This window comes from Chloroflexia bacterium SDU3-3, assembly GCA_009268125.1.
In the GTDB taxonomy this organism is placed as follows: domain Bacteria; phylum Chloroflexota; class Chloroflexia; order Chloroflexales; family Roseiflexaceae; genus SDU3-3.
In genome coordinates this window covers 22813-49093 of sequence record WBOU01000002.1, presented here as the reverse complement: position 1 = coordinate 49093, position 26281 = coordinate 22813, and the positions used below count along the sequence as shown (strand labels likewise).

General features: G+C 65.8%; 14 protein-coding genes. 8 read left to right on the top strand and 6 right to left on the bottom strand.

Annotated features, from left to right (window positions below; all coding sequences use genetic code 11):
* Window positions 1-10: 10 nt before the first annotated feature.
* Entirely contained in the window at window positions 11-295 is a 285-nt protein-coding gene (locus tag F8S13_03135) for a DUF503 domain-containing protein (protein ID KAB8144846.1), read from the top strand.
* A complete protein-coding gene (locus tag F8S13_03130; GenBank protein KAB8144845.1) occupies window positions 295-1284 on the top strand; it encodes an AAA domain-containing protein in 990 nt (329 codons plus the stop codon). Before F8S13_03135 ends, F8S13_03130 begins: the two co-directional genes overlap by 1 nt.
* A gap of 71 nt (window positions 1285-1355) precedes the next feature.
* Here the strand turns inward: F8S13_03130 and xth are convergent, their stop codons facing one another.
* Complete coding sequence (gene xth / locus F8S13_03125) at window positions 1356-2132, bottom strand: exodeoxyribonuclease III (protein KAB8144844.1); 777 nt, start codon at window positions 2130-2132, stop codon at window positions 1356-1358.
* A gap of 461 nt (window positions 2133-2593) precedes the next feature.
* Between xth and nifJ the strand changes: the two genes are divergently transcribed.
* The 4 genes from nifJ to F8S13_03105 all read left to right on the top strand — a co-directional run bounded on the left by nifJ (window position 2594) and on the right by F8S13_03105 (window position 9857).
* Window positions 2594-6115, top strand: a complete 3522-nt coding sequence (nifJ, locus tag F8S13_03120) for a pyruvate:ferredoxin (flavodoxin) oxidoreductase (GenBank protein KAB8144843.1) — start codon at window positions 2594-2596, stop codon at window positions 6113-6115.
* 99 nt (window positions 6116-6214) lie between these two features.
* A complete protein-coding gene (gene pabB, locus F8S13_03115) occupies window positions 6215-7981 on the top strand; it encodes an aminodeoxychorismate synthase component I (GenBank protein ID KAB8144842.1) in 1767 nt (588 codons plus the stop codon).
* A gap of 142 nt (window positions 7982-8123) precedes the next feature.
* A complete protein-coding gene (locus F8S13_03110) occupies window positions 8124-9119 on the top strand; it encodes a hypothetical protein (GenBank protein KAB8144841.1) in 996 nt (331 codons plus the stop codon).
* 36 nt (window positions 9120-9155) lie between these two features.
* Window positions 9156-9857: a hypothetical protein gene (locus F8S13_03105; GenBank protein KAB8144840.1), complete on the top strand. Its 702-nt coding sequence runs from the start codon at window positions 9156-9158 to the stop codon at window positions 9855-9857.
* 84 nt (window positions 9858-9941) lie between these two features.
* Here F8S13_03105 and larE read toward each other — a convergent pair whose 3' ends face one another.
* The 3 genes from larE to F8S13_03090 form a co-directional block, all read right to left on the bottom strand.
* A complete protein-coding gene (gene larE / locus F8S13_03100) occupies window positions 9942-10775 on the bottom strand; it encodes an ATP-dependent sacrificial sulfur transferase LarE (GenBank protein KAB8144839.1) in 834 nt (277 codons plus the stop codon).
* On the bottom strand, window positions 10762-11490 hold the full coding sequence (larB, locus tag F8S13_03095) for a nickel pincer cofactor biosynthesis protein LarB (GenBank protein KAB8144838.1): 729 nt from the start codon (window positions 11488-11490) through the stop codon (window positions 10762-10764). Before larB ends, larE begins: the two co-directional genes overlap by 14 nt.
* Before the next feature lie 177 nt (window positions 11491-11667).
* Window positions 11668-22503, bottom strand: coding sequence for a DUF11 domain-containing protein (locus F8S13_03090; protein ID KAB8144837.1), 10836 nt, complete (start codon window positions 22501-22503; stop codon window positions 11668-11670).
* A 227-nt stretch (window positions 22504-22730) separates the two neighbouring features.
* On the opposite strand from F8S13_03090, the gene F8S13_03085 reads away from it, so the two are divergent.
* Together F8S13_03085 and F8S13_03080 are read left to right on the top strand one after the other, a co-directional pair.
* The gene (locus tag F8S13_03085) at window positions 22731-23552 is read left to right on the top strand and encodes a MerR family transcriptional regulator (GenBank protein KAB8144836.1); all 822 of its coding nucleotides are present in this window, start codon (window positions 22731-22733) and stop codon (window positions 23550-23552) included.
* 256 nt (window positions 23553-23808) lie between these two features.
* A complete protein-coding gene (locus F8S13_03080) occupies window positions 23809-24912 on the top strand; it encodes an acyltransferase (GenBank protein ID KAB8144835.1) in 1104 nt (367 codons plus the stop codon).
* Here F8S13_03080 and F8S13_03075 read toward each other — a convergent pair.
* Window positions 24901-25320 carry a DUF2809 domain-containing protein gene (locus tag F8S13_03075; protein ID KAB8144834.1) on the bottom strand — a complete coding sequence of 140 codons (420 nt, stop codon included), beginning with the start codon at window positions 25318-25320 and terminating at the stop codon, window positions 24901-24903. The two genes, F8S13_03080 and F8S13_03075, sit on opposite strands and share 12 nt — an antisense overlap.
* A gap of 103 nt (window positions 25321-25423) precedes the next feature.
* Entirely contained in the window at window positions 25424-26281 is an 858-nt protein-coding gene (locus F8S13_03070; protein ID KAB8144833.1) for a metal ABC transporter permease, read from the bottom strand.

Here is a 26281-nt window from a genome sequence, read left to right as displayed (position 1 = left end):
ACACACCCACATGATACTCGGATCGTGCCGACTGACCCTCTACCTTCCGGCTGTCCACTCGCTCAAGGAAAAGCGCAGCGTGATGAAATCGGTGCTGCAGCGCCTGCGCAACGAGTTCAACGTCTCCACCGCTGAGGTCGACGCCCAAGATCTGCACCAGCGCGGCGTGATCGGCGTGGCCTGCGTCTCTGGCTCGGCATCCTACATCGAGGGCCAGCTGGATGCGGTTGTCCGTTGGGTTGAGGAGAATCGCCCAGATGTGGTGATTCTCGACAGCGACATCGAGATCCTCTGATGACAACCGACGAACTGCTTCCCTACCCCTTTCTGGCCATGGTCGGCCAGACCGAGCTGAAGACCGCGCTGGTGCTGGCGCTGGTGAACCCCGGCCTGGGCGGCGTGCTGCTGGTGGGCCCCTATGGCGTGGGCAAGACCACGGCGGTGCGCGCGCTGGTGGATGTGATGCCGCCGATCGAGCGCGAGGAGCGCGACGAGGCTGGGGCCACGCTGGTGCGCACCGGCCCGATGCGGATCATTGAGCTGCCGCTGAACGCGCGGATCGAGGACGTGGTGGGCGGGATCAACGAGCGGGTGGCGCTGGAGCAGCAGCGGATCGTGTTGGAGGAGGGCGCGCTGGCGCGGGCGCACCGCAACCTGCTCTATATCGACGAGATCAACCTGCTGGAGCCACACGTGCTCGACGCCATCCTGGATGCGGCGGCCCAGGGGCGCACCTTCGTGCGGCGCGGGCCGATGACGCGGCTGTTCCCCACGCAGTTTGTGCTGGTGGGGTCGATGAACCCCGAGGAGGGCACGCTGCGCCCGCAGATCATGGACCGCTTCGGGCTGCGGGTGTGGCTGCCGCCGCTGGCCGAGCCAGCCGAGCGGCTGGAGGTCTACCGCCGCGCCCGCGACTTCCGCGCCGATGCGCAGGCCTTCCGGGCGCGCTACGCCGACCAGACCGCCCAGCTGCGGGCCGAGATCATCGTGGCGCGCGAGATCTTGCCCATGGTGGCGCTGCACCCCCACGCCGAGCAGTTTGCCCTGCGCTGCATCCAGGCGCTGGGCATCCCCTCGCACCGCGCCGAGATCGCCCTGTTGGAGGCCGCCCGCGCCCGCGCCGCCGCCGACAGCCGCCTGGAGGCCACCGAGGAAGATGTGCGCGCCGTGGCGACCCTGGCGCTGCGCCAGCGCCGCAGCGCCGCGCTCGACCAGTACGCCTCTAGCATCGCCGCCGAGGATGCGCAGATCGCCGATTCGCTTGAGCGCGCGGGCCAGCCGTAGCTGCTGGCGCAAAAGCGCCGTCTGGGCTTTGCCAAAGCCCAGACGGCGCTTTTTTGTGCGTGGCGTTCTGCCTAGTCCACAGCTAGCGTCAGGCTCACCGGGCAGTGGTCCGACCCCATCACCTCGCAGTGCACCTCGGCCTCCACGATCCGCTCGCGCAGGTCGGGCGAGATAAAGATGTAGTCGAGTCGCCAGCCGATGTTGCGCTGGCGCGCGCCCGCCCGCATGGCCCACCAGCTGTACTTCACCTCTTGCGGGTAGCGGTGGCGGAAGCTGTCGATCAGGCCTGCGCTGAAGAACTTGCCCAGGGCCTCGCGCTCCTCGGGCATGAAGCCGGAGACGGCGATATTCTCCTTGGGCCGCGCGATGTCGATCTCGGCGTAGGCCGTGTTCACATCGCCCACCACCACCACGCTCTCGCCCGCCGCCATCAGCTCGCCCGCCAGTGCCAGGAAGCGGTCGTAGAAGGCCAGCTTGTGGGCGACCCACTGCGGCCCGCGCCCGCCGTTGGGGAAGTAGATGTTGAAGAAGGTGAACCAGGGGTACTTGGTGATCAGCACGCGGCCCTCGCCGTCGAAGCGCGGGTCGCCCAGGCCCAGCCGCACATCCAGCGGCGGCGTGCGCGAGAAGGTGGCCACCCCGCTGTAGCCCTTGGTCTCGGCGGCGGCCCAGTGGGTGGTGTAGCCCTGTGGCTGCAGCAGCGCGGGGCCGAGCTGCTCGGGGCTGGCCTTGGTTTCTTGAAAGGCGACGATGTCGCCGCCCGATGCGGCCAGCCAGTCGAGCAGGCCCTTCTTCTCGGCGGCGCGGATGCCGTTGACATTCCACGAGATGATTTTAAGTGTTTGCATAGCCTTGATTATACGTTGTGGGCGCTGTTCTGAGAATAGCCCAGGGGCGGATCTGCTAGGGGCTATGGTTTTACCACCAAGACTCCAAGGGGCCACAGGAATGAATACCACGAAGGCGCGAAGGCGCGAAGGAAAAAAACGAACGCATCATCTTTGTTGCGACGACCTGTGGGCGCAGAGCGAAGAGGCTGGTACGCGTATAGGGCTTCCCAAAGCAGATCTGGCCCGATGAGTCAGATTGTGATTTATTTAACATAACATAAATTGTGAACGATTCTCTTCTGTATGTTGCGTGACATTTCCCCGATGGCTGAAAGCGCTGTGCTAGTGTTTCACGGTAAACAAAGCAGTCACTTTCGTACGCACCTTGGGATAAAGAAGCAAGCGTGCGTGCGTGCTGTTTTCTGTGAACTGTTACTCGTTCTCGCAGGGTGCGAGAAAACCATTTAGGGAGCACGGCAATGCAGCGACCACGAGAGACAATCGATGGTAATGAAGCGGCGGCCGGTGTAGCTCACAAGCTGAGCGAAGTGATCGCGATCTACCCGATCACTCCTTCAACACCGATGGGTGAGCACGCCGACGCTTGGACGGCGGTGGGCAAGAAGAATATCTGGGGCGGCGTGCCGCAGGTGGTGGAGATGCAGTCCGAGGGCGGCGCGGCAGGCGCCATCCACGGCGCGCTCCTATCGGGCGCACTCGCCACCACATTCACCGCCTCGCAGGGCCTCCTGCTGATGATTCCCAATATGTACAAGATCGCCGGCGAGCTAACGCCGGCTGTTTTTCATGTTGCGGCCCGCGCGCTGGCCACCCACGCCCTCTCGATCTTCGGCGACCACTCGGATGTGATGGCGACCCGCCAGGCTGGCTGGGCCATGCTCTGCTCGCACAACGTGCAGGAGTCGCAGGATCTGGCGCTGATCTCGCACGCGGCCACGCTTGAGGCCCGCGTGCCCTTCATGCACTTCTTCGATGGATTCCGCACCTCGCACGAGCTGAACACCATCGAGCGGCTGACCGACGACGACCTGCGGGCCATGATCGACGACAAGCTGGTGCTGGCCCACCGCGCGCGCGGTCTGACCCCCGAGAGCCCGGTCATCCATGGCACGGCCCAGAACCCCGATGTGTTCTTCCAGTCGCGCGAGGCGGCCAACACCTACTATCTGGCCTGCGCGGGCATTGTGCAGCGCACCATGGACAAGTTTGCCCAGCTGACGGGCCGCCAGTACCACCTGTTCGACTACGCGGGCGACCCCGAGGCCGAGCGCGTGATCGTGGTGATGGGCTCCGGCGCGGAGACGGTGGAGGTGACGGTGGAGGCGCTGCGCGCCAAGGGCGAGCGCGTGGGCGTGCTGAAGGTGCACCTGTTCCGGCCCTTCGACATCAGCGCGTTTGTGGATGCGCTGCCCGCCACGGTGCGCTCGATCGCGGTGCTGGACCGCACCAAGGAGCCGGGCGCGATCGGCGAGCCGCTGTACCAGGATGTGCTGACGGCCCTGATCGAGCGCGGCAAAGAAGGCATCCGCGTGATCGGCGGGCGCTACGGCCTGGGATCGAAGGAGTTCACCCCGGCCATGGCCAAGGCCGCCTTCGACGAGTTGAAGAGCGAGACCCCGCGTCGCCACTTCACCGTGGGCATCCAGGATGACGTGACCAAGCTGAGCCTGGACTACGACCCGAGCTTCACGATCGAGGCCCCGGGCGCGACCAGCTGCGTGTTCTGGGGCATCGGCTCCGACGGCACCGTGGGCGCGAACAAGAGCGCGATCAGCATCATCGGGCGCGACACCGGCTACTACGCCCAGGCCTACTTTGTGTACGACTCGAAGAAGTCCGGCTCGGTCACCACGTCGCACCTACGCTTTGGCCCGCAGCCCATCCGCGCGCCCTACATCGTCGATCAGGCCAACTTTGTGGCCTGCTCGCAGTTCACCATCCTTGAGCGGCTGGACATCCTGAGCGGCGTGGCCGATGGCGCGACGCTGCTGCTGAACAGCCCCTTCGACGCCGCCGAGGTCTGGAACAACCTGCCGACCGACATGCGCCGCCAGATCGTGGCCAAGCACCTGCGCCTGTTCGTGATCGACGCGGCGGCGGTGGCCAAGAAGGCAGGCCTGGGCGGTCGCGTGAACACCGTGATGCAGACTGCCTTCTTCGCGCTCTCGGGCGTGATGCCGCGCGAGCAGGCGATCGCCAGCTTCAAGCAGAGCATCCGCAAGAGCTACGGCAAGCGCGGCGAGGAGGTGGTGCAGAAGAACTTCGCCGCCGTCGACACCGCCATCGCCCACCTGGCCGAGGTTGATGTCGAGGACATGGTGGCCCGCACCCAGACCGAGCTGTACCGCCGCGCGCCGGTGCCCGCCGAGGCCCCCGCGTTCGTGCGCGACGTGCTTGGCCCGATGATCGCCTTCGAGGGCGAGAAGCTGCCGGTGAGCATGCTGCCCGCCGATGGCACCTACCCGACCGCCACCACCAAGTGGGAGAAGCGCAACCTGGCCAGCGAGATCCCGGTGTGGAACGCCGACGCCTGCATCCAGTGCGGCAAGTGCGTGTTCGTGTGCCCCCACGCGGCCATCCGCGCCACGGCCTACGCGCCCGACCAGCTGGTCGGCGCCCCCGAGACCTTCAAGTCGATGCCGGCCCGCTTCAAGGAGCTGCCCGGCGACCTCTACACCCTGCAGGTCGCGCCCGAGGACTGCACCGGCTGCAGCCTGTGCGTGGAGATCTGCCCGGCGAAGGACAAGCAGCAGCCTGGCCGCAAGGCGCTGAACATGGAGCCGCAGGCCCCGCTGCGCGAGCAGGAGGTGGCCAACTGGACCTTCTTCTCGAACCTGCCCGAGACCGACCGCACCAAGCTGAACACCAACGTGCTGAAGAACACCCAGCTGCTCATCCCGCTGTTCGAGTTCTCCGGCGCGTGCTCGGGCTGCGGCGAGACGCCCTACCTGCGCCTGCTGACCCAGCTCTACGGCGACCGGCTGTACGTGGCCAACGCCACCGGCTGCTCCTCGATCTACGGCGGCAACCTGCCGACCACGCCGTGGGCCACCAACTCCAAGGGGCGCGGCCCGGCCTGGTCGAACTCGCTGTTCGAGGATAACGCCGAGTTCGGCCTGGGCATGCGCATGACCATCGACGCCCAGAACCTGCGCGCCCGCACGATGGTGGACCAGTTCCGCGCCCAGATCGGCGACGAGCTGGCCGATGGCCTGCTGAACGCCCCGCAGGGCACCGAGGCCGAGATCTCGGCCCAGCGCGCCCGCATCGACGCGCTGAAGCAGGCCGCGCCCAGCATCCCCGGCGCGGAAGATCTGGCGTCGCTCGGCGACTACCTGCTGCGCAAGAGCGTGTGGATCATCGGCGGCGACGGCTGGGCCTACGACATCGGCTACGGTGGCCTCGACCACGTGCTGGCCAGCGGGCGCAACGTCAAGGTGCTGGTGATGGACACCGAGGTGTACTCCAACACCGGCGGCCAGGCCTCGAAGTCCACGCCCAGCGGCGCGGTCGCCAAGTTCGCCGCCAAGGGCAAGGCCACGGCGAAGAAAGACCTGGGCCTGCTGGCCATGGAGTATGGCAACGTGTACGTGGCCCAGATCGCCATGGGCGCAGACGACCAGCAGACGCTGAAGGCCTTCCAGGAGGCCGAGGCCTATGACGGCCCCGCGCTGATCATCGCCTACGCGCACTGCATCGCCCACGGCATCGACATGCGCATGGGCCTCAGCCAGCAGAAGCTGGCGGTGCAGTCTGGCCACTGGCCGCTGTTCCGCTTCAACCCGGACCTGGAGGCCAAGAGCATGAGCCTGGACTCCAAGGCCGCGAGCGTGCCGCTTGAGGACTACCTCTACAACGAGACCCGCTACCGCCAGCTGCGCGATAGCGACCCCGAGCGCGCCGCCATGCTGCTGGAGTACGCCAAGGCCGCAGGCGTGGCCCGCCGCCGCCGCCTGGAGCGCATCGCCCAGGATGCCTAGCGCCCCAGCGCCCTAGCTCACCCGGCAGGCGAGGTCTCGCACCTCGCCTGCTTTTTTGCGCCCGCCGTCGGCTATAATGCCAGCTTCCAGAGGCGGTATATGGGCATCAATCAAGGGGGCGTAAAGATGGAACAGCAGGCCGTGGGGCGAGTGGTTTTGCGCGATGGCGCTGGCGGGCGCTGGCTGGAGTTCTCCGCGCCGCGCCAGATCCTCACGACCGACCGGATCGACGAGGTGCTGCCGCTGGTGCGCCAGATCGAGGCGCTGGTGGAGGAGACGGGCCTGCACGCCGCCGGGTTTATTGCGTACGAGGCGGCCCCGGCCTTCGACCCGAGGCTGCCCGTGCGGCCCGATGGCGCGTTCCCGCTGATCTGGTTCGGCCTGTTTCAGCACGTGGGTGAGCTAGACATCGCTGCGATTGAGCAGCCGCAGGCGCTGGCCTGGCGGCCCTCGGTCACGCGCGAGGAGTACGAGCGCCGCCTGCGCGCCATCCGCGAGTACATCGTGGCGGGCGACACCTACCAGGTTAACTTCACCTACCGGCTGCAGGCGGAGGCCGATGTAGACCCGTGGCAGCTGTTCGCCCAGATCGCCGGGGATGGCGCGGCACCGTACGCCGCGTTTGTGGACACGGGCGAGTGGGCGATCTGCAGCGCCTCGCCCGAGCTGTTCCTGCGGATCGACGGCGAGCAGATCGAGTCGCGGCCCATGAAGGGCACCGCCGCGCGCGGGCTGTGGCCCGAGGAAGACCACGCGACGCGCGATGCGCTGCTCGCATCCGAGAAGGATCGGGCCGAGAACGTGATGATCGTCGACATGGTGCGCAACGACCTGGGGCGCGTGGCCGAGCTTGGCAGCGTGCATGTGCCCGCCCTGTTCAGCGCCGAGCGCTACCCCACGGTCTGGCAGCTCACCTCCACCGTGGCGGCGCGCTCGCACGCGCCGCTGGAGCGCGTGCTCCAGGCCACCTTCCCGCCCGCATCGATCACGGGCGCGCCCAAGCGCCGCACCATGGAGATCATCGCGGAGCTGGAGACCACGCCCAGGCGCATCTACACTGGCGCGATCGGCTTTTTTGCGCCGGGGCGGCAGGCCCAGCTGAATGTGGCCATCCGCACCGTGCTGCTGCACCGCCCCACCCGCCAGGCCGAGTACGGCGTGGGCGGCGGGGTGGTGTGGGACTCCACGGCGGCGGGCGAGTACGAGGAGAGCCTGACCAAGGCCCGCGTGCTCACCCCGCGCCCGCGCGACTTCGACCTGCTGGAGACCATGCGCTGGTCGCCCGAGGGCGGCTACGCGCTGCTAGAGCACCACCTGGCCCGGCTGGCCCGCTCCGCCGACTACTTTGGGTTCCGCATCGAGCTGCCGCAGATCCGCAGCGAGCTGGCCGCGCTGGCGGCGGGCCTGCCCGCCGCGCCCCACCGCGTGCGCCTGCTGCTCGCGCGCGCGGGCGCGGTGGCCTGCCAGGCCGTGGCGCTAGGGCCGGAGGCCCTGCGCTTTGGTGATCTGGCCCTGGCCGCGCAGCCGATTGACCGCCGCGACGTGTTTCTCTACCACAAGACCACCCGCCGCATTGTGTACGAGGAAGCGCTGCGGCTGCGGCCTGGGCAGCGCGACGTGCTGCTGTTCAACGAGGATGGCCACGCGACCGAGACCACCGTGGCGAATATCGCAGTGGAGGTGGATGGAACCCTTTACACCCCGCCGGTGAGCTGCGGGCTGCTGGCGGGCACCCAGCGGGCCTGGCTGCTGCAGCAGGGCCGCCTGCGCGAGCGCGTGCTGAGCGTTCAGGATGTGCTGTGCAGCCCGCGCGTCTACCTGCTGAACTCGGTGCGCGGCATGCAGCAGGTGCAGATCGTGGGCTGAGCCAGAGCTGGCGCAATGTATAGCTATTTTTTGATGAAAATGAGCGATACGCACGATTGCGGTCTTTATCATCAATGCTGATTATGGCCAGCAGGCATCATGGCACACCTTCGCCGGATGGGCGAGCTGAAAACCTGCTCCGATCTTCCCCTTCGTGCCTTCGCGGTATTTGTTCCCTTGGTGTCTTGGCGTCTTGGTGGTAAAGGTTCCCCTTCGTGCCTTCGCGGTATTTGTTCCCTTGGTGTCTTGGCGTCTTGGTGGTAAAGGTTCTCCGCCCCGGCGCGCTTGTGCCGACGCGGCTTTTGCTATACCATTCGCGGTGCGCCGGCCTGAAGCAGCGCCCGACCCGTGGCGCGGCGGACCGACTGCCGAGAGGAGATGCCGCTTGACAACCAACAACTACGACGCGGCGCTTGAGGCCTTTGCCGCCTACTGCGCCGACCGCCACGCCGCCGCCATCGCCGCCATCTACCTGGGCGGCAGCGTCGCCCGTGGCGACCACACCCCGGGCCGCAGCGACATCGACCTGTTTGTGGTGCTGAACGAGCGTGATGCCCAGGTGGAGCACGACATCGCCCGTCAGGCCGAGCTGCTGGGCCAGCGCCACCTGCCCGCGCTGCTGCGCTTCAACCCCGAGCCGGTGAGCGCCACCTTCACCAGCCTGGGCGAGATCGACGAGGAGGCCTCGTTCCTTGGCGCGGGCTTCGAGTACCATAACTTTGTGGCCACCGCCCGCCGTATCTACGGCGAGGATCTGCTGCCGCGCCTGCCCGAGCCGGATGAGAGCCGCGCCCAAGACATCGCGCAGTTTGGCCTGAACATGCTGCACGCCCTCGCCCAGGCCCAGGATCAGGCCCAGGTGGTGCCCGAGCTGTCGGCCTTCCTGTTCTCGCCGATCTTTCGCTCGGCGGCTATCGGCCTGGCCACGCAGGGCGTGTATGTGGGCGGCAAGCGCGAGACGGTGGAAGCCTTCGCTGCGGCCTACCCCAACCTGCCGCGCATGAATGCGGCGCTGGGGCGGGCCTATGCGCTGTGGCAGGCATGGGGCGAGCGCGACCTGAGCGCCGAGGAGGCAGTGGAGCTCGGCCAGATCTGTAAAGACTTTGTGGGCGGCGCGTACGAGCTGTGGTGCGTCTAGGGTCGGCCCCGGCGCGCTTTTCTACACGAGGATGCTATGCCTGAGGAACTACGCCAGGCCGCGCTGCAGGTGATCCAGTCGTTTCTTGCGGCCTCGGACATCGCCTGCTCGCTCCAGGGCGGCGGCGTGCGCTTCGCGCGCTGGCCGACGGTGGGCGTGTTTGTCACCCACGCCGAGCATGAGGAAAACAGCTATCCCTCCGGCGAGCAGATCTCGCTGGTGCATCTCGATCTGGCAGTGGCGCTGAATGTCGAGCGCGAGGACAGCCTGATCGTCAGCTGCGCCACGGGGATCGGAGCGGGCCTGGGCGATGCGGTTGCCAACGCCGCCGACCAGTGGTGCGCCTGCGTCATTCCGCCGATCTTCTCGCTGCTGCATCAGCAGGCCATGTACGGCACGCTCTGGCTGCCCGATGGGCTGCCGGGCTGGGATCTGTTTGTCAGCCCCTATGTGATGCGCGGTCAGGATGTGCAGGCCGATCTTGGGCCATTTCTTGAGCAGCAGCCGCTCGTCGTGTCGCTCGGCCATGCACTGCTGGCCGAGCTGCCGCCCGAGCGCATGTTCAACACGGTGATGCTCTACCGTGGGCAGAACGGCAATAATGTGTTTGTGGACTGCTACATCAACGGCGAGAAGTCGGAGCCAGCCGAGCTGGCGCTGCTGGGGCTGCCCTGGCCCGACATCGAGCGCTTTCACTCGGTGCGCCTGTTTGTGTTCTGCATGCGCTCGCAGGGCTGATCGGCGTGGGGTGAAATTGTGCGGTCGCTGTGGGTGCCGCGCGCTCTGCCTCATGTACCAGGCAGAGCGCGCGGTCTTGTGCTGCTAGATGATCAGCTCGATGGTCTGGCCCTTGGCCTTGCGCGGCTCGTTCATGCTGCCGCTGCGGAAGCCCTGGAGATCGAGCGTGACGTAGATGTAGCCCAGCTCCTTCAGCCGCGCCACGATCGCGTCGCGGTGCTCCATGGCCAGGGGCATCTCGTCGGGCAGCAGCTCCAGCCGCGCCAGGGTGTCGTGGTGGCGCACGCGGAACTGGCTCAGCCCCAGGCCACGCACGAAGCGCTCGGCCTCATCCAGCACGCGCAGCTTTTCGGCGGTCACCTGCTCGCCGTAGGCGATGCGCGAGGAGAGGCAGGCGTAGGATGGCTTGTTCCAGTTCGGCAGGCGCATGCGCTGGGCCAGGGCGCGGATCTCGGATTTACCGATGCCCGCATCCAGCAGCGGGCTGAGCACGCGGAACTCGTGGGCGGCGCGGTGGCCGGGGCGGTGGTCGCCCACGTCGTCGGCCATCGCGCCGTAGAGGATGGCGGCGACGCCGCGCTCGGCGGCGATCGGCTCAAGCTCGCTGAACAGCGTCTTTTTGCAGTAGTAGCAGCGGTCGGGCGCGTTGGCCGCGTAGCCGGGGTTCTCCAGCTCGTTGGTGTGCACCACCAGGTGCTCGCAGCCGATCAGGGCGGCCAGCTCGCGGGCCTCGGCCAGCTCCTCGCGCGGGTAGGTCTCCGAGTCCGCCGTCACCGCGATGGCGCGGTCGCCCAGGGCCTCGTGGGCGGCCTGCAGCAGCACGGTGCTATCCACCCCGCCCGAGAACGCCACCAGCGCCGACCCAAGCCCGCGCAGCTGGTCGAGCAGCAGGGCGTATTTTTCATCAAGCGTTGCCATTGGTCTCCTCCGCTCTGCGGCGGGCCGCGCCCGCCCGCGCCGCGATGCGCCCGGCCATCGCGCCCGCGCCGATGCCATTGTCGATATTCACCACCGCCAGGCCGGGCGCGCATGTCTGCAGCATGCTGGTGAGCGCGCCCATGCCGCCGCCGCCGAAGCCGTAGCCCACGGCGGTGGGCAGCCCGACCACCGGCACATCCACCAGCCCGGCCACCACCGAGGGCAGCGCGCCATCCATCCCCGCCGCCACGATGATCGCATCGACCGGGGCATCCAGCATGCGGCGCAGCGGCTCGAACAGGCGGTGCAGCCCGGCCACGCCCACGTCGTAGGCGGTGTGCACGGCGCAGCCCATCTCGCGGCAGAGCGCCGCTGCCTCCTCGGCGGTGGGGATGTCGCTGGTGCCTGCGGTCAGCACGCCCACCGCGCCGCCGTTTGGCGTCACCTCGTGGCCGGGGCGATGGATGGCCACCGTGCGCGCGGTGGTGAAGCGCTCCCACACCACGGCGTCGCCCAGGGCTGCCTCAAGCGCGGCCAGGGTGGGCGGGGCCACGCGGCTGATCAGGGCGCGACCGTTGGCGTCCAGCATGCGCTGGGCGATGGCCACGGTCTGCTCGGGTGTTTTGTTCTCGGCATACACCACCTCGGGCACGCCGGTGCGGGCGGCGCGCAGCAGATCGAGGCTGGCAAATGTATCAAGGTGCGCGTGATCCATGGTGCGCTCCCTGCCCCTTTCGCAGATACCGCCGCAGCTGCGGCCAGTGGCGCGCGGCTGCGGCGGGGGACGTTTGTATGGTGCAGCAAGGGCGCTGCGCAGGGTAGTGTACCAGAAATAGCGCAAAAAGGCGGGCGCGGGAAGGTCGCTTCCCGCGCCCGCCTTTCCGTGCCGAGCCTACCGTGTCACGATCGGCAGGTAGATGGTGGTCGTGGTGGCCGAGGGCGCGGCGAGCGTGGCCGGGCCGTAGGTGTGCGCCATGCCATCGGTGCCGATCTCCTCAAGCCAGTAGTAGAACCGCTGGCCCCCGGTGGCGCTGGCATCGGCCCAGGCGTAGCTGCCGCCGTTCGGGTGCTGGGCCGGGATGAGCGCGGCGCTCACCCGCTCTGCCGCCGCGCGGTCGGGCGTGGCGCTGCGGTAGATGTGGAAGCCGAGGCTGTCCACCTCCGCGCCGGTGGCCCAGCGCAGCACCGCCGCACCCTGCTCGTAGCTGGCGGTGAAGCTCAGCAGCGTGATCGCCGTGGGCGGGATGGGCAGGATACCAGCGAAGATGGTGGTGTCGTGCGTGCCAGGCGTGATCGTGATCGTGTCGGTCATGCCGGTGTTCGGGTCGACATCGCTGTCGCTGCTTGGGTCGCCCTGGTGCGCAGGGCTGAAGGTGAAGTCCGGCGGCAGGTTGCTGAAGCCGACCGTGTAGGTGCCGCCGGGCAGGCTGCCGAAGAACCAGGAGCCATCGGTGTTTGTGGTGGTGGTGGCGATCGGCGTGCCGCTCTGGTCGTAGAGCGTCACGGTGATGCCGGGCGCACCGTTCTCACCGGGGTCGTGCACGCCATCGCCATCGGTGTCGACCCACACTAGGCTGCCGATGCTGGCGGGCTGGAAGATACCGAAGTCGACCGTCAGGTTGGTCTGCGCGTCGGTATCGCCATCGTTCACCGGCTCGCCGCCCGAGATCAGCGTGATCGGCAGGCTGCTGATAACGCCGCTGCTGAGCGTGCCATCATCATTCCCATCGATATCGTCATTCGGGCTGGGCGCTGGCTCATAGGGGCCGCTCTGATCCTGGTTGGTGCTGATCTTGCCGGTGCTGGAGCTGTACCCGGCGGGCGGCGTAACCACCACCACATACTGGCCAGGCGTGAGCATCTGGAACAGGTAGTGGCCGCTGGCATCGGTCAGCACCCCGCCCAGGGCGTCATCGGCGGTGCCCAGCACGCCATCGGGGCCGACCGGCACCTCGACGCCGCCGCGGAAGAGCTGCACCTGCACGCCCGGCACACCATCCTCACGCACCTCCTGCGTGCCTGAGTTGTTCAGGTCGAGCCAGACGGTGTTGCCCAGGCTCAGCGGCTTGTACACCCCGAAGTCAACGGTGGTGTTGCTGGTCGAGCCGCTGGGGTTGTCCACCGTGATGCCACTGCCCGTGGCCGATGTGCCCGGCTGCAGCGTGATCGGCTGGCTGTCGATGGTCTCGATCAGGCCCGCCTTGATCACCATGGTGCCGTTGTCGTCGCTGTCGGTGCCGTCGTTCGGGCTGGGCGCAGGCTCGAACGCGCCCGAGGTGAGCGAGACGCCGCCCGTGCTGCTGCGGAAGGCCTCCAGCGCGCCGCCGGTGGCGAAGTTGCTCTGGGCCAGCCGCACGATGTAGCTGCCCTGCGGCAGCCCCACGAAGCTGAAGCTGCCGCCGGCCAGGGTTGTGGCGGTCTGGATGGGGCTCGCCCCCGCCGTCGCGCCTGCGCTGTCGGCGGGCCACAGCTCTACCACCACCGCGGCGATGCCGGTCTCGTCGTCGGCGTTTCCGGCAATGCCGTCCGCGCCGTTTGGCTGGAACGTGCCGCTGTTGTTGGTGTCGTGCCACACCAGGTTGCCCAGCGAGGCCGTGTAGAAGCCGAAGTCCACCGTGATGTTCGAGCGGGCGTCGGGGGTGGCATCGGCGATGCCGTCGGTCGGGTCATCCTCGCCGGTCGGCTCGTCGTCGGTTGTGCCGCTGCCCAGGGTGACGGTGAGGCTGGCCACGTAGCCGCCGGGCTGGCCCAGCGTACCGACCATGGTGCCGTTGTCATCGCTGTCGATGTCGCCGTCGGGGCTGGGCGCGGCGGTCTCGGCCAGCGCTCCGGCGGTGCTGTAGCCGGTCAGGCTGCTCCAGTAGCCCACCAGCGCGCCGCCAGTGGTGAAGCTGCTCTCGGGGATGACCAGCGAGTAGCTTCCGGCGGGCAGGCTGCTGAACAGATAGTAGCCGTCGGCGTTGGTAGTGGTCTGCCCCAGCAGCGTGTCGGTGGCATCGTAGCCGTTGGTATTGGTGTCGCTGTACAGCTGCACCATCACGCCCGCCACGCCGCGCTCATCCGAGTCGTGTATGCCGTCGTTATTGGTGTCGAACCACACGCGGTTGCCCAGCGCGTAGCTCTTCACAAAGCCAAAGTCGTTGGTCGGGTCATCGCTGCCGATCGCCCCGGTCGTGGCGGTGATGCTGGGGATAGCGCCCACCAGCGTCGCGTCAGAGTCGGTCAGGTCGGTGGCGCTTGCCGCGTTGGCCGTGGTGAGCAGCGTGCCCGCCAGCGGGCCGCCAGCCGCCGTGTCGCTGGGGTTGTCCAGCTTGATGATGTAGGTGGTGTTGGCCTCCAGGCTGGCAAAGTGGTAGTAGCCGGTTTCGGTAGCGGGCGTGGCCGGGTTGTCGCCGGTCACGGTGGTGGCGATCAGCGTGGTGCCATCGGCGGCGTACAGGTTCACTGTCACGCCATCGATGCCGGTCTCGGTCGCATCCTGCACCCCATCGCTGTTGGTATCCAGCCAGACGTAGTCGCCTAGGCCAGTGATACCGTAGAAGCCAGCGTCGAAGGTGGGCGTGTCGGTGTTCTCCACGCCCGTGGTCGCGCTGATCTGGTTGGTTCCAGCCACTACCGAGGCGTCGCTATCGGTCGCATCGCTGGCTGCGGCGGCATCGGCGGTGGTGAGGACATAGCCGAAGAGCGGGCCGCCGCTGGCGTAGTCGGCGGGGTTGTTGAACTTCACGACGTAGCTGGTGTTGGGCAGCAGGCCGGTGAAGGAGTAGAAGCCCTGCTCGGTGGCGGGCGTGGCCGGGTTGTCGCCGGTCACGGTGGTGGCGATCAGCGTGGTGCCGTCGGCGGCGTACAGGTTGACCGTCACGCCGTCGATACCCGTCTCGGTCGCGTCCTGGGTGCCGTTGCGGTTGGCATCATCCCAGACGAAATCGCCCAGCGCGGCGGGGGCCACGAAGCCGACGTCGTAGGTGGGGGTGTTGGAGCCAGCCGCGCCGGTTGGGGCGGCGGTGATCTGGGCGACACCCGAGACGATGGCGGCGTCGCTATCCTTGGCGTTGTCCGCGCCGCTGTCCTGGGCCGTGAGGCGGTAGGGCGCGAGCGGGCCGGAGGTGTAGTCGGCGGCGTTGTCGAGCCTCAGGGTGTAGGTGGTGTTGGGCCGCAGGCCGAGGAAGGTGTAGAAGCCCTGCTCGGTGGCTGGGGTGGCCGGGTTGTCGCCGGTGAGGGCGGAGGCCACGGGCAGCGCGTCGTCGGCATTCCCGGCGATGCCGTCGGCCCCGCTCGCGGTGAAGAGCGAGACGGTGACGCCGTCGATGCCGGTTTCGCCCGCATCCTGGGTGCCGTTGCCGTTGGTGTCGTGCCAGACGAAGTCGCCCAGCGCGGCGGGCAGAAAGAAGCCGAAGTCGTAGGTCAGGGTGGAGGAGCCGACCGCGCCGGTAGGGGCTGTGGTGATCTGGGCCAGGCCGGAGACGAGCGCGGCGTCGCTGTCGAGCTGGTCGGTGGTGGCGGGCTGGTCCTGGGTGGTGAGCACAAGGCCAGCGAGCGGGCCGGAGGTGTAGTCGGCGGCGCGGTCCAGCTTCACGGTGTAGGTGGTGCTGGGGCGCAGGCCGGTGAACAGGTAGAAGCCCTGCTCGGTGGCAGGCGTGGCGGGGTTGTCGCCGGTCACGGTGGTGGCCACGGGCAGGGTGTCGTCGGCATTCCCGGCGATGCCGTCGGCCCCGTTCGTGGTGAAGAGCGAGACGGTGACGCCGTCGATGCCGGTCTCGCCTGCGTCCTGGACGCCGTCGGCGTTGGCATCGAGCCAGACATAATCGCCGAGGGCGGCGGCCTGGAAGAAGCCAAAGTCGTAGGTGGGCGTGTCGGATCCTGCCGCGCCGGTGGGAGCCGCGCCGATGGTGGGCACGCCGCCGATGGTGTCGGCGTCGGAGTCGGTCGCGTCGTTGCCGCCTTGGTCGCGCACGCTGAGCGCGTAGCCCGCGAGCGGGCCGCCGGTGGTAAAGTCGGCGGCGTTATCCAGCTTCACCGTATAGGTGGTGCTGGGGTAGAGGTTGGCGAAGTGGTAGTAGCCGGTTTCGGTGGCGGGCGTGGCCGGGTTGTCGCCGGTGGTGGCAGTGCCGACCAAGGTCGCGCCGTTGTACAGGCTGACGGTCACACCGTCCACCCCGTTTTCGCCCGCGTCCTGCACGCCGTTGGCGTTGGTGTCGATCCACACATAGTCGCCCAGCGAGGCCACCGGGTAGAAGCCAACGTCGTAGGTGGGCGTGTCGGTGCCAGCCGCGCCGGTGGCTGCGGTGATGCTTGCGAAGCCGCCCACTATCGCCGCGTCGCTATCGGTCGCGTCGCTGGCCGAGGCGGCATCGGCGGTGGTGAGGACATAGCCGAAGAGCGGCCCGCCGCTGCTGAAGTTGGCGGGATTGTCCAGCTTCACCGTGTAGGTCTTGTTGGCCTCCAGGTTGGGGAAGTGGTAGTAGCCGTGCTGCGCCCCCGCTGTGTTGGGGTCATCCCCGGTGAGCGCCGTGGCCAGCAGGGTTGCGCCATCATACAGGCGCACGGTGATGCCGTCCACGCCGCCCTCGGCTATGCCCTGGTCGCCGTCGCGGTTCGCATCCACCCACACATAGTCGCCAAGCGATGCGGGCAGAAACACGCCGAAGTCCACCGTCAGGTTTTCGTTGGCGTCGGGCGTTATCGGGTCGTTGTCCGGGGTCTCGCCGGTTGGCTCGCTGCCTGCGGACAGCGTCACCAGGGCTGCGGTGCGCACCTCGCCAGAGACGGTGGTGCCGTTGTCGTCGCCGTCGATGTTGGTATCCGGCGCGGGGGTGGCAGCGCCCTCGTTCGGGCCGGTGGCGTTGCCCAGAGCGCCGGTGCTGCTCACATAGCCCGCCAGCAGACCTCCGGCGGTGAAGTTGCTGGCGTCGAGCGCTACGCGGTAGTTCCCAGGCACCAGCGTGTCGAACAGGTATAGCCCGCCCGATGTGGTGGTGGTGCGCACGGCGGTGGTCTCGCCGCCGCTGATGCTGCTGTCGCCGTTCTGGTCCCAGTAGAGGCTGACCTTCACGCCATCCGGGGCCATGGTCTCGGTGATCTGGTAGATGCCGTCGTTATTGGCATCGATCCAGACCATGTTGCCCAGGCTCAGCGGCGCGTAGATGCCGAAGTCGATGGTGAACTGGCTGTTGCTGTCGGTGGCGCTGTTGGCCTTGCCCGATGAGACTGCGGTGTCGGCCTCGCCCGTCGGCTCGGTGTTTGCGCCAAGGGTGATGGTTCCGCTGCGCACCACGCTGCCTGAGCGTGTGCCGTGGTCCTTGCCATCATCGGCGGCGCTGCCGCTCTCGGCGATGCCCGGCTCGTAGGGCGTAGATGCGGTTAGGTCGTCGATCTGGCCGTTGCTGGATGTGTAGCCAGCGGGCAGATCGATCTCGACAAGATAGGAGCTGCCATCGGTCAGGCCGTTGAACAGGTAGTGCCCGCCGTTCGACGTGGTGTCGGTGGCCAGCGCAGCCCCATCGGCCACGCCATCCTTGTTGCTATCGGCGTACAGGCGCACGGTCACACCATCCACCCCTGGCTCCGTGGCGTCCTTCAGGCCATCGTTGTTCAGGTCGTGCCACACCAGGTTACCGATGCTCATGGTGTGCACGCCAACGTCGATGGTCGGGTCGTTGGTGGTGCCGTTGCTGTTGGTGATGACCTTGCTGGGCTTGCCTGCCTCGCTGCCGGGCGTGAGGGAGAAGGGCAAAGTCACAAGTGTGCCAGCGCTCGGCGCGCCGTTGTCGTCGCTATCGACGTTGGTGTCGGGGTCGGGCGCAGCGGTGCTCTGCAGGCTGCTGTAGAAGCCGAAGAGCGGCTTGCCCGAGGCGAACTCGCTGGCGGGGATGGTGACGGTGTAGCTTCCAGCCAGCAGGCCATGGCCCGCAAGCGCGCCCTGGGTGATGCGGTCGAAGGTATACAGGCCGCTGGTGTTGGTGGTAGTGGTGGCCACCAGGGCGTTGGTCGAGTCGTAGAGCTGGACCAACACGCCGCTGATGCCCTTCTCATCATCGGTATTTCCGGCAATGCCATCGATGCCGCTGGCCTGATACAGGCCGTCGTTGTTGACATCGTGCCAGAGCAGGTTGCCCATGGTTAGGCGGTAGAAGCCGAAGTCGACCGTCGTGTTCGAGCGGGCATCCACGGTGGTGTCGGTGTGGCCGGGTGTGGCAGGCTCGCCCGTCGGCTCGCTGTCGCCCGCGCCGAGCGTGATCTTGCTGCTCACGATGGATGTGGCGTAGCTGCCAGTCCCCGCCCGCCCGCTGTCGTCCGAATCCACGTCGGTGTCATCGGTGCTGCCGGTGCTGCTGGCGTAGCCACGCAGCGGCTGGCCGCTGGCGAAGTTCCCGGCAGGCAGCACCACCACATAGTCGCCCTGGTAGCGCCCGGTGAACAGGTAGTAGCCGCCATTTGAGGTGTTCTGGGTCGCCAGGCGTGCGCCGGTCGGGTTCCCGCTGGCATCGGCGTAGTAGAGATCTACCTGGACGCCGTTGATGCCCACCTCCGCGCCGTCGACCGTACCGCTGTTGTTGGTGTCGTACCACACGCGGTTGCCCAGCGAGTAGATCGGCACAAGGCCGAAGTCCACAGTGGGGTTGGTGGTGGTGCCGGTGGGGTTGTCTACCGTAACCGTCGCCGCGACCTCGCCCGCTTCCAGCAGGAAGGCGCTGGCGTTACTGGCGCTGGCGATCACGCCGCCGCCGGTGCCGATGCCGTTCTCGTCGGTGCCCTCATCTAGGTCGTTGCTAGGCGAGGCGGTGCTAGCCTTGTCGGCGCTGCTCACCAGCCCGGTGGGCGCGGTGATCTTCACCACGTAGCCCGCGCTGGGCTGGCCGGTGTAGGTCGAGTCGGCCAGGCCGCCGAAGCTATAGTGGCCGCTTGCGTCGGTGGTCACGCCGCCGGTTGTGTCGTCGGCGGTGCCCAGGATACCGTCAGGCCCCACCGGAATCTCGGTTACGCCGTCGGCGGTGTAGAGCTTCACCGTCACCCCGCTGAGGCCATTTTCGTCGGCGTCCTTCACGCCGTTGTTGTAGTTCGCGCCGCTGCCGTCGTCCTTCCACACAAGGTTGCCCATCTTCAGCGTGTAGAAGCCGAAGTCTACGGTCTCGTTGCTGTGGTCATCGGCGATGGCCACGCCGCCGGGGGCCTGGTTGGCGATGCCCACGGCGCTGGTCTCGCCTGTCGGTTCGCTGGCGCTCAGCAGCGTGGCCGAGCTGAGCACGCCGCCCAGGTAGAATGGCGTAGTATTCGCAGGAGTGGTGCGCACCAGCGCGCCGTTGTCGTCGCTGTCGGTGTCGGTGTTGGTGTCGGCTGGTGCCACCTCGGCGGTTTCGCCGGTGCCGAGCATGTGGGTGCCGCTGCTATAGTAGCCCACCAGCGCGCCGCCCGTGCTGAAGTTCGACTTGTTCATGCCGACAATGTAGGAGCCGGGCTGGAGCGACACGGGCGTGATCGCTGCGCCGTTGAGCAGATCCTGTTGGGTGAACAGGTAGTAGCCGGTGCCGTTGGTGGTGGCGGTGGCCACGGGGTAGTGCTCGAATCCCGTCAGCACGCCATCGTCGTTGGCGTCGCGGAACAGGTCCACCGCCACGCCGCTGATGCCCAGCTCGCCCGCGTCGAGCAGGCTGTTGTTGTTGGTGTCGAACCACACGCGGTTGCCGATGCTCACCGGCGGCGTGGTCAGGCCCTGGTCGTAGGTGAGATTCTCCTCGCCAGCTGTCAGCGTCTCGGTCGCGGTGCGGCGCACCGTCGGGCTTACCACGATCGATCCGTCGCTGTCTTTGGTGGCGTCGCCGCCCAGGTTGGGGTTGGTGAAGCTATAGCCATCGGGCAGCACAAATTCGGCGTAGTAGTCGCCTGGGGTGAGGCCACCGAACAGGTAGTAGCCGGGGTTGCCCGTGCTATCGTAGTTGGTGACGCGCGTGCCCACCAGCACCCCTGCCGAGGTGTACAGGTTCACGGTCACGCCGTTGATGCCGCTTTCCGGCCCTTCGTCTTGGGTGCCATCCGCATCGGTGTCGTGCCAGACATAGTTGCCATAGCTGGCCGTCGTGCTGTCGGTCGCCACCTCGATACCCACGCGGGGCGGCTGTGCCACCAGCGTGCTGCTGTCGTCGGCGCGGTTTACGCGGTAGGCGAAGGTGTTCCAGGCCACATTGGTGTCGTCGTTGTTGCCGAAGTTGCCGTCGCCGCCTGCGGTGGCCAGCGGGGCGTCGCTGGGGGCATACATGGTGTACTCGAAGCGCACCTGCTGGCCGCGCTGCAGCGTGTAGCCAGCCGGGAACTTGAACCAGACCGAGCGGATGGCGGTCGGGTCGGCGGGCAGGTTCGTGCTCCACATGCCAGGCCCGGCGGTGGTGCCCACGGTCATGGGCGTGCAGGTGGCGTCGGGGTGGCTATCGACCACCAGTGGTCGGCAGGGGTTTTCCTCGGAGCTATAGTAGATGACGAGGCCGGGCACCGCAGGCATCACATCGATCGGCTCTGCGAGGTAGGGCGTCCAGGCGGTTCCAAGCGAGGCCTGATCGCGGGTGCCCACGTTCGATGTTGGTGTGGCGTCGGCATCCTTGTAGGGCAGCAGGTCGATCACCTGCAGGTTGTTGAAGTCGATGTTGCCGGTGTTGTTGAGCACCATCGCAAATGTGAGGTTGCCGCCGCGCACGGTGCGGCCTACCACTGGGTCGCGGCTGAAGTCGCTGTCGAGCTGGCCCTTCACCCATTTGGCCGACTCGATCTGGGCCGATGAGAGGATGGTCACATCGGTGGAAGCGATTGAGCAAAACTTCGCCGGGTCCGATCCGTTGCTGGTGTAGATGGCCCGGTCGGTGGTGTCGGTGCAGTCGATCGGCTTCACATCGCTGGGGATGTTGGTGTAGTTGGTGAGCGCAACGTGGTTAGGCAGAACGGTGCCCGTGGCGATGCCGGGGTTCACCTGCACCTGATACGAGAGCCGGATGGTGTCGCCAGGCACGCGCGGCTTGGCCTCGGGGTCGCCAGCGTAGAGTTTACATGCGGTAGATGCCCAGTCCCAGCGCAGTAGGGTGCGGCCTGTGCCACCGTAGTTGGGCGTGGCGCTGAAGGCCGGGGTCTCGCAGCCAGGCGGCAGGGTGCCCACCGCTGCCCAGCTGCCCGCCAGATACGTCACCTCTGCTGGCAGCAGGTCGGAGAGCTGCGGCGCGTCTAGCGAGTTGGTCGGGTAGCCGCGATTCTCTAGGCTGACCGTGTACGTCACCTTGTCGTTGGGGTTGACCGAGTTGGTGTTTGCGGTCTTGCTCAGGGTTGGGCGCGGCTCCGGCTGGTCGGTGTCGATTGTGGCCGACGGCGTGTTGGCCATGGTCACCGTCGAGCCGCCGTAGGTGGTCGAGCCCTGCAGGGTGTTGGTGATCAGCAGCGGCATGGGTGCGGCAGGCCCGCCGCCGTTTGGCGGGTTGATCACCGTGCTGTAGATCGTGATGCCGCCGACAGCGGTGTACACGGGCAGGCTGCCGATGGTGAAGCGCAGCGCCGAGACATAGTCGCCCGCCACAAAGCCGGGGAAGCTGGCCACCGCCACACCCGCACCAGTCGGCACACCGCCGACCCAGGTGCTGCTGCCGTTCTTCTGATACTCTACCGCCGTGATCTCGGCACCATTCGTGTCGATCTTGGTCACATCCAGGTTGTCGGGGATGTTGTCCACGATCTGGACATTGGTCAGGTTGGCGTTGCCAGTATTCTGCGCCCCAAGCGCATACTCGATACCCGAGCCGACAATAGCATAATCCAGATTGGCCGACTTGCTGCCCGTAAAGCCGGGGTTGCCCACTGGGATGGTGTGGGTGGTCGCTACCGCCGTTGTCACCAGCGAGCCGCCGTAGGGCGTGTACGACACCGTGGCGTCGTTGGTGCGGCTGTCGCCCACGGCATTTGCGCCAGTTGGGAACACCACGCGCACCAGGTAGTAGGCGCACGAGGGCACCTGCACATCCTGCGGTGCCCATGTCAGCTGGGTGCGCCCGCCCACGGTCGCCACCGAGGCTGGGCTAGGGATGGCCGAGATGAAGCTGGCCCCCGCAGGCAGCAGATCCACCACGTTCACGCCGGTGGCGTTCAGCGCGCCCTCGCCGCTGCCGCTGGCGGTGCAGACGGCGATGCGGTAGACCGTGTCGGAGTCGGCGGTGCCAGGGGCGATGACGATCTTGTTGACGGTGGTCTGATCGCTCGCGCTGGCCGTCGCCACGATATCGCCGGGGTTCTGGGGCGTGGCGTTGCTGGATGTCGCCCCGGCGGTGATCGTCGCCGAGGTGCCATTACTGGTGGTGCCGGTGTTGAACTGCACCGTCAGCTCAAACTGGCCGGTGGTGCCCAGCGCCAGCGGCTTCATCAGCCAGGTGGCCTGCCCGGTGGCCGGGTTGTAGCTAAAGCTCTGCACATTCGAGTCTTCGGTGTGCGCCACCTGCGTGATCGAGCTGGGTAGCGTGGTGGTCAGCGCCACATCGCTGCAGCCCGTGCCAGTCGAGCCGCTACACTCGTAGGTGAGGCGGATCTTAAAAGGCTTGCCGCTGGGGATGGGCGATGTGGCCCCCATCAGCTGCTGGCTCAGTACGATCAGCGGGCTGGACGTTTGAGCGGATGCGGCGGGGGTGGCGAGCGTGCCGCTCAGACCAACCCAGCACAGCAACGTGAACGCAAAGAGCAGACTCAGGCACGTGCGAAGGGCGCGCATACAACCTCGGCAATCTTTGACATAAAACGTGGTCAAAATAGGTGCAAAATGGTAGAGGAAATATTACTAGACCAGTATTACTGATTCATATCGGATTCTGATACGTGGGAATGTGAGCTGCTTGTGAGCAGAATTGCAATAAATCGGGTGTCGGCTGCCCCACCCTCAAGAGCTGCTTGACTCTCCTCTTAGAAGAGGGTGTACAACCTATTGGAGGAGGTGCGGTGATGTTACGGATCGGGGATTTCTCGAAATTCAGCCGGGTGTCGATCAAGGCGCTGCGGCTCTACGACGAGCTTGGCCTGCTGAAGCCGGTGCAGGTGGACCCATTTACCTCGTACCGCTACTACGAGTTCCACCAGCTACCACGGCTCTACCGCATTTTGGCGCTGAAAGACCTGGGCTTCTCGCTTGAGTCGATTCGGCATCTATTGGATGGCGAGGTGACAGCTGATCACATGCGCGGCATGCTCATGCTGCGCCGCGCCGAGATCGGCCAGCGGATGCGCGAGGAAGAGGAACGTCTGCAACGGGTTGAGGGCTTGCTACGACAGCTTGAGGAGGAACCTGCTATGTCCAGCTACGATGTGATCATCAAACGGGTTGAGCCGATGCTAGTGGCCTCGGTGCGCGGGGTGGTGCCCACCCCGCCCGAGCAGCACAGCCTGTGGGCCGAGCTTCTGGCCCACCTCGAACCCTGGGAGTCGCGGATCATCGCCCCCTGCATCTCGCTCTACCACGACCCCGATGGCAAGGAGCGCGACTGGGATATCGAGGTGTGCGCGCCAGTTGCGCCCGGCCTGGTTGCGCAGGGGCCTATGGCGGTTGGCATCCTGCCTGGCGTTGAGTCCATGGCCTCGGTCATCCACAATGGCCCGTTCGCCACCATCGGGCAGGCCTACGATGCCATAGCTCGCTGGATCGACCAGCACGGCTACCGCATCATCGGGCCGTGCCGCGAGGTCAACCTGCGCATCCCGACCATTCCAGGCGATCAGCACGACCCCGACACCGTGTGCGAGATCCAGTTCCCTGTCGAGCTAGCGTAGCGATATACTGCGGCAAAACAGGGTGGCGCATTGATATACAATCAACGCGCCACCCTGTTTGCTGCGGTGTGCACGGCCCCCATCGCAACGCATAAGCTATTTAGCTGCCTGCGGAGCTTTACCCGCTAGGACGGGGTATGGCCCTGCTCCTCGCAGTTGACCTCTCAGCAGGATGTACCTTACAATCGTAGCTGCAAATTCGACACCTGCACATATATTCTCCCGATATTTTAGCTGTGCATAAGGAGAAAAACCATTGAGCGAAAATCATGATCGAATGAGAGTTAATGAGATAGATCTTCTGAGATTTATTGCTGTTATTATGGTTATTCTGTTTCATTATGGATTCCGGGCCTATGCCGCTGATGATTATATAAAGATGGATTACACCCTCATCGCTCCTATTGCTAGGTATGGCAGATTCGGTGTAGAGCTTTTTTTTATTATCAGTGGGTTTGTTATATTAATGACAGCAGACCGGGGCGGTTTTGGAACCTTTGTTGTATCGCGCGCATCAAGGCTTTATCCGGCTTTTTGGGTTTGTTGTACGATAACGTTCTTGGTGAAGTTGTTTTTTGGTGGAGATAGGTTCCCAACTAGTATTATACAATATTTGAAGAATATGACGATGTTCGGCAATAGGCTAAACTCGTCAAGCGTAGATGGCGTATACTGGTCTTTATACTACGAGATAAACTTCTATATCATCATATCGCTTATATTGCTGGCAGGTAAGATACATAGAATTAATAGGATCCTTTGGTTTTGGCTCTTCCTGACGCCAATAGTAAACTATTTTAAATGGGATATCCTGAGAGAAAACCTAGTAACACAGTATTCAGTCTACTTCATCGCAGGAGCATCGTATTTCCTGATATGGAAACACGGCATATCGCTTGAGCGCTGTATCATGATTGTGCTCTGCTGGGCGTACGCGCTGATGCTGCTTGAGCCAGAGGTGGCCTTTTTTAATATTCACTATCATACCGACACGAATATCTGGGTTACCAAGGCGTTGGTGACATCGTACTTTGTCGCTATGATGTTTATCGTTTTGCGCAAAACTGGTTCGTTTGGGCAGCTGCGCTGGGTTTTCTTAGGCGGGCTGACGTACCCAGCCTATCTCCTCCATCAGCATGTGGGGTATATCATCATTAATCGGCTCTATCCCATGCTGAATATGCATGTCGTGTTCTGGGGGATGGTTTTCTTTATGCTGCTGGTGTCGTTTGTAATACACCAGTTTATTGAGAAGCCAAGCTCGCGCTGGATGAAACATTCCCTCACGCGATTGTCAGAGAGAGTTGCATCTCTCTGGTTTGCTTCAAAAAAACGGCTCGCGGGCACCTTATCGCAGTGACAGGAAAAAGCGCTGATACGCCCGCCGCAGGCCCAGCTCGGCGCACGCGCCCAGCGCCACGCCCGCCGCATAGCAGGCCATGTCGCTCCACAAGAAGCCCTGGCCCAGCACGAGGTGCCCTAGCGTCGTCTGCCGCACCGCGTCGAGCCACGGCGCGTGGTAGAGCTGGCTCAGCTCCACCGCCGCGGCGAGGGCAGCCGCCCCCGCCGCGGCGCGGGCCACGGGCGCATGCGGCCATAGCCAGCGCGCCAGCAGGTACACCAGTGTGGCCCACAGCGCGTCGCCGCCATACTGCCCGGCTAGGCTGCCGCGCGGCACCAGCGCCGAGCGCGTCAGCAAGCCCAGCGCTCCTACGCTCAGTGCGGCCAGGGCCACGGCGATGCGGTGGCGGGTGAAAAGAAGTTTCATATTCCCTAGATGCGGTGTTTATATTGGTTGCCGAAGATCATAGCGTACACAAAAGGCCTGCCGACATGTGTTGGCAGGCCTTCCCAATGCGCTGAGCTGCGCCCTATGCCGCCGCGCGCCGCTGGCGGAAGCGCCCGCGCAGCCGGGAGAACACCAGCGCCATGGCGAACATAAGCGTCATCACCAGCACCATCGATGCGCCCGAGGCCACATTCATGTAGTACGAGATGTACAGCCCCGCCACTGTGCCGATCACGCCCTGCACCGCGCCCACGAGGATGACCATGGGGAAGCGCCGCACCAGCAGGGTGGCCGTGGCCGCCGGGGTGACTAGCATGGCCACCACCAGCACGATCCCTACCGTCTGCACCGCGATCACGATGGTGATGGCCATGAGCGCCAGCAGCAGCTCGTGCAGCCAGGCCACGGGCAGGCCGATCACCTCGGCCTGGAGCCGGTCGAAGGTCATGAGCGTCAGCTCTTTGTAGAGCGCCAGGATGGTGCCGATCACGATCAGGCCCATGATGCCGATCACGATCAGGTCGCTGCTGCGGATGGCCAGCACGTCGCCCAGCAGCAGGCCAAACAGATCCTTGGTGTTGTTCTTGATCCGCGAGAACAGCAGCACGCCCAGCGCGAAGGTGCCCGCGAACAGCACGCCGATGGCGGTATCCTGGCTCACCTTGCTGCGGCGCACGATCACGCCGATGCCCAGCGCGGTGAGCAGCCCGGCCACCGCCCCGCCGATGGCCAGATTCAGGTTAAACATGAAGGCGATCACCGCGCCGGGGAAGGATGCGTGGGCCAGGGCATCGCCGATGAAGGCCAGATCTTGAAGCACCACAAACGCGCCCACGAAGGCGCAGACCACGCCGATGATGATCGCCGCGATCAGGCTGTTGCGGATGAACTCGTACTGGAGCGGCGCGGCCACGCACTCCCAAAGATTGCTGCAGGTCAT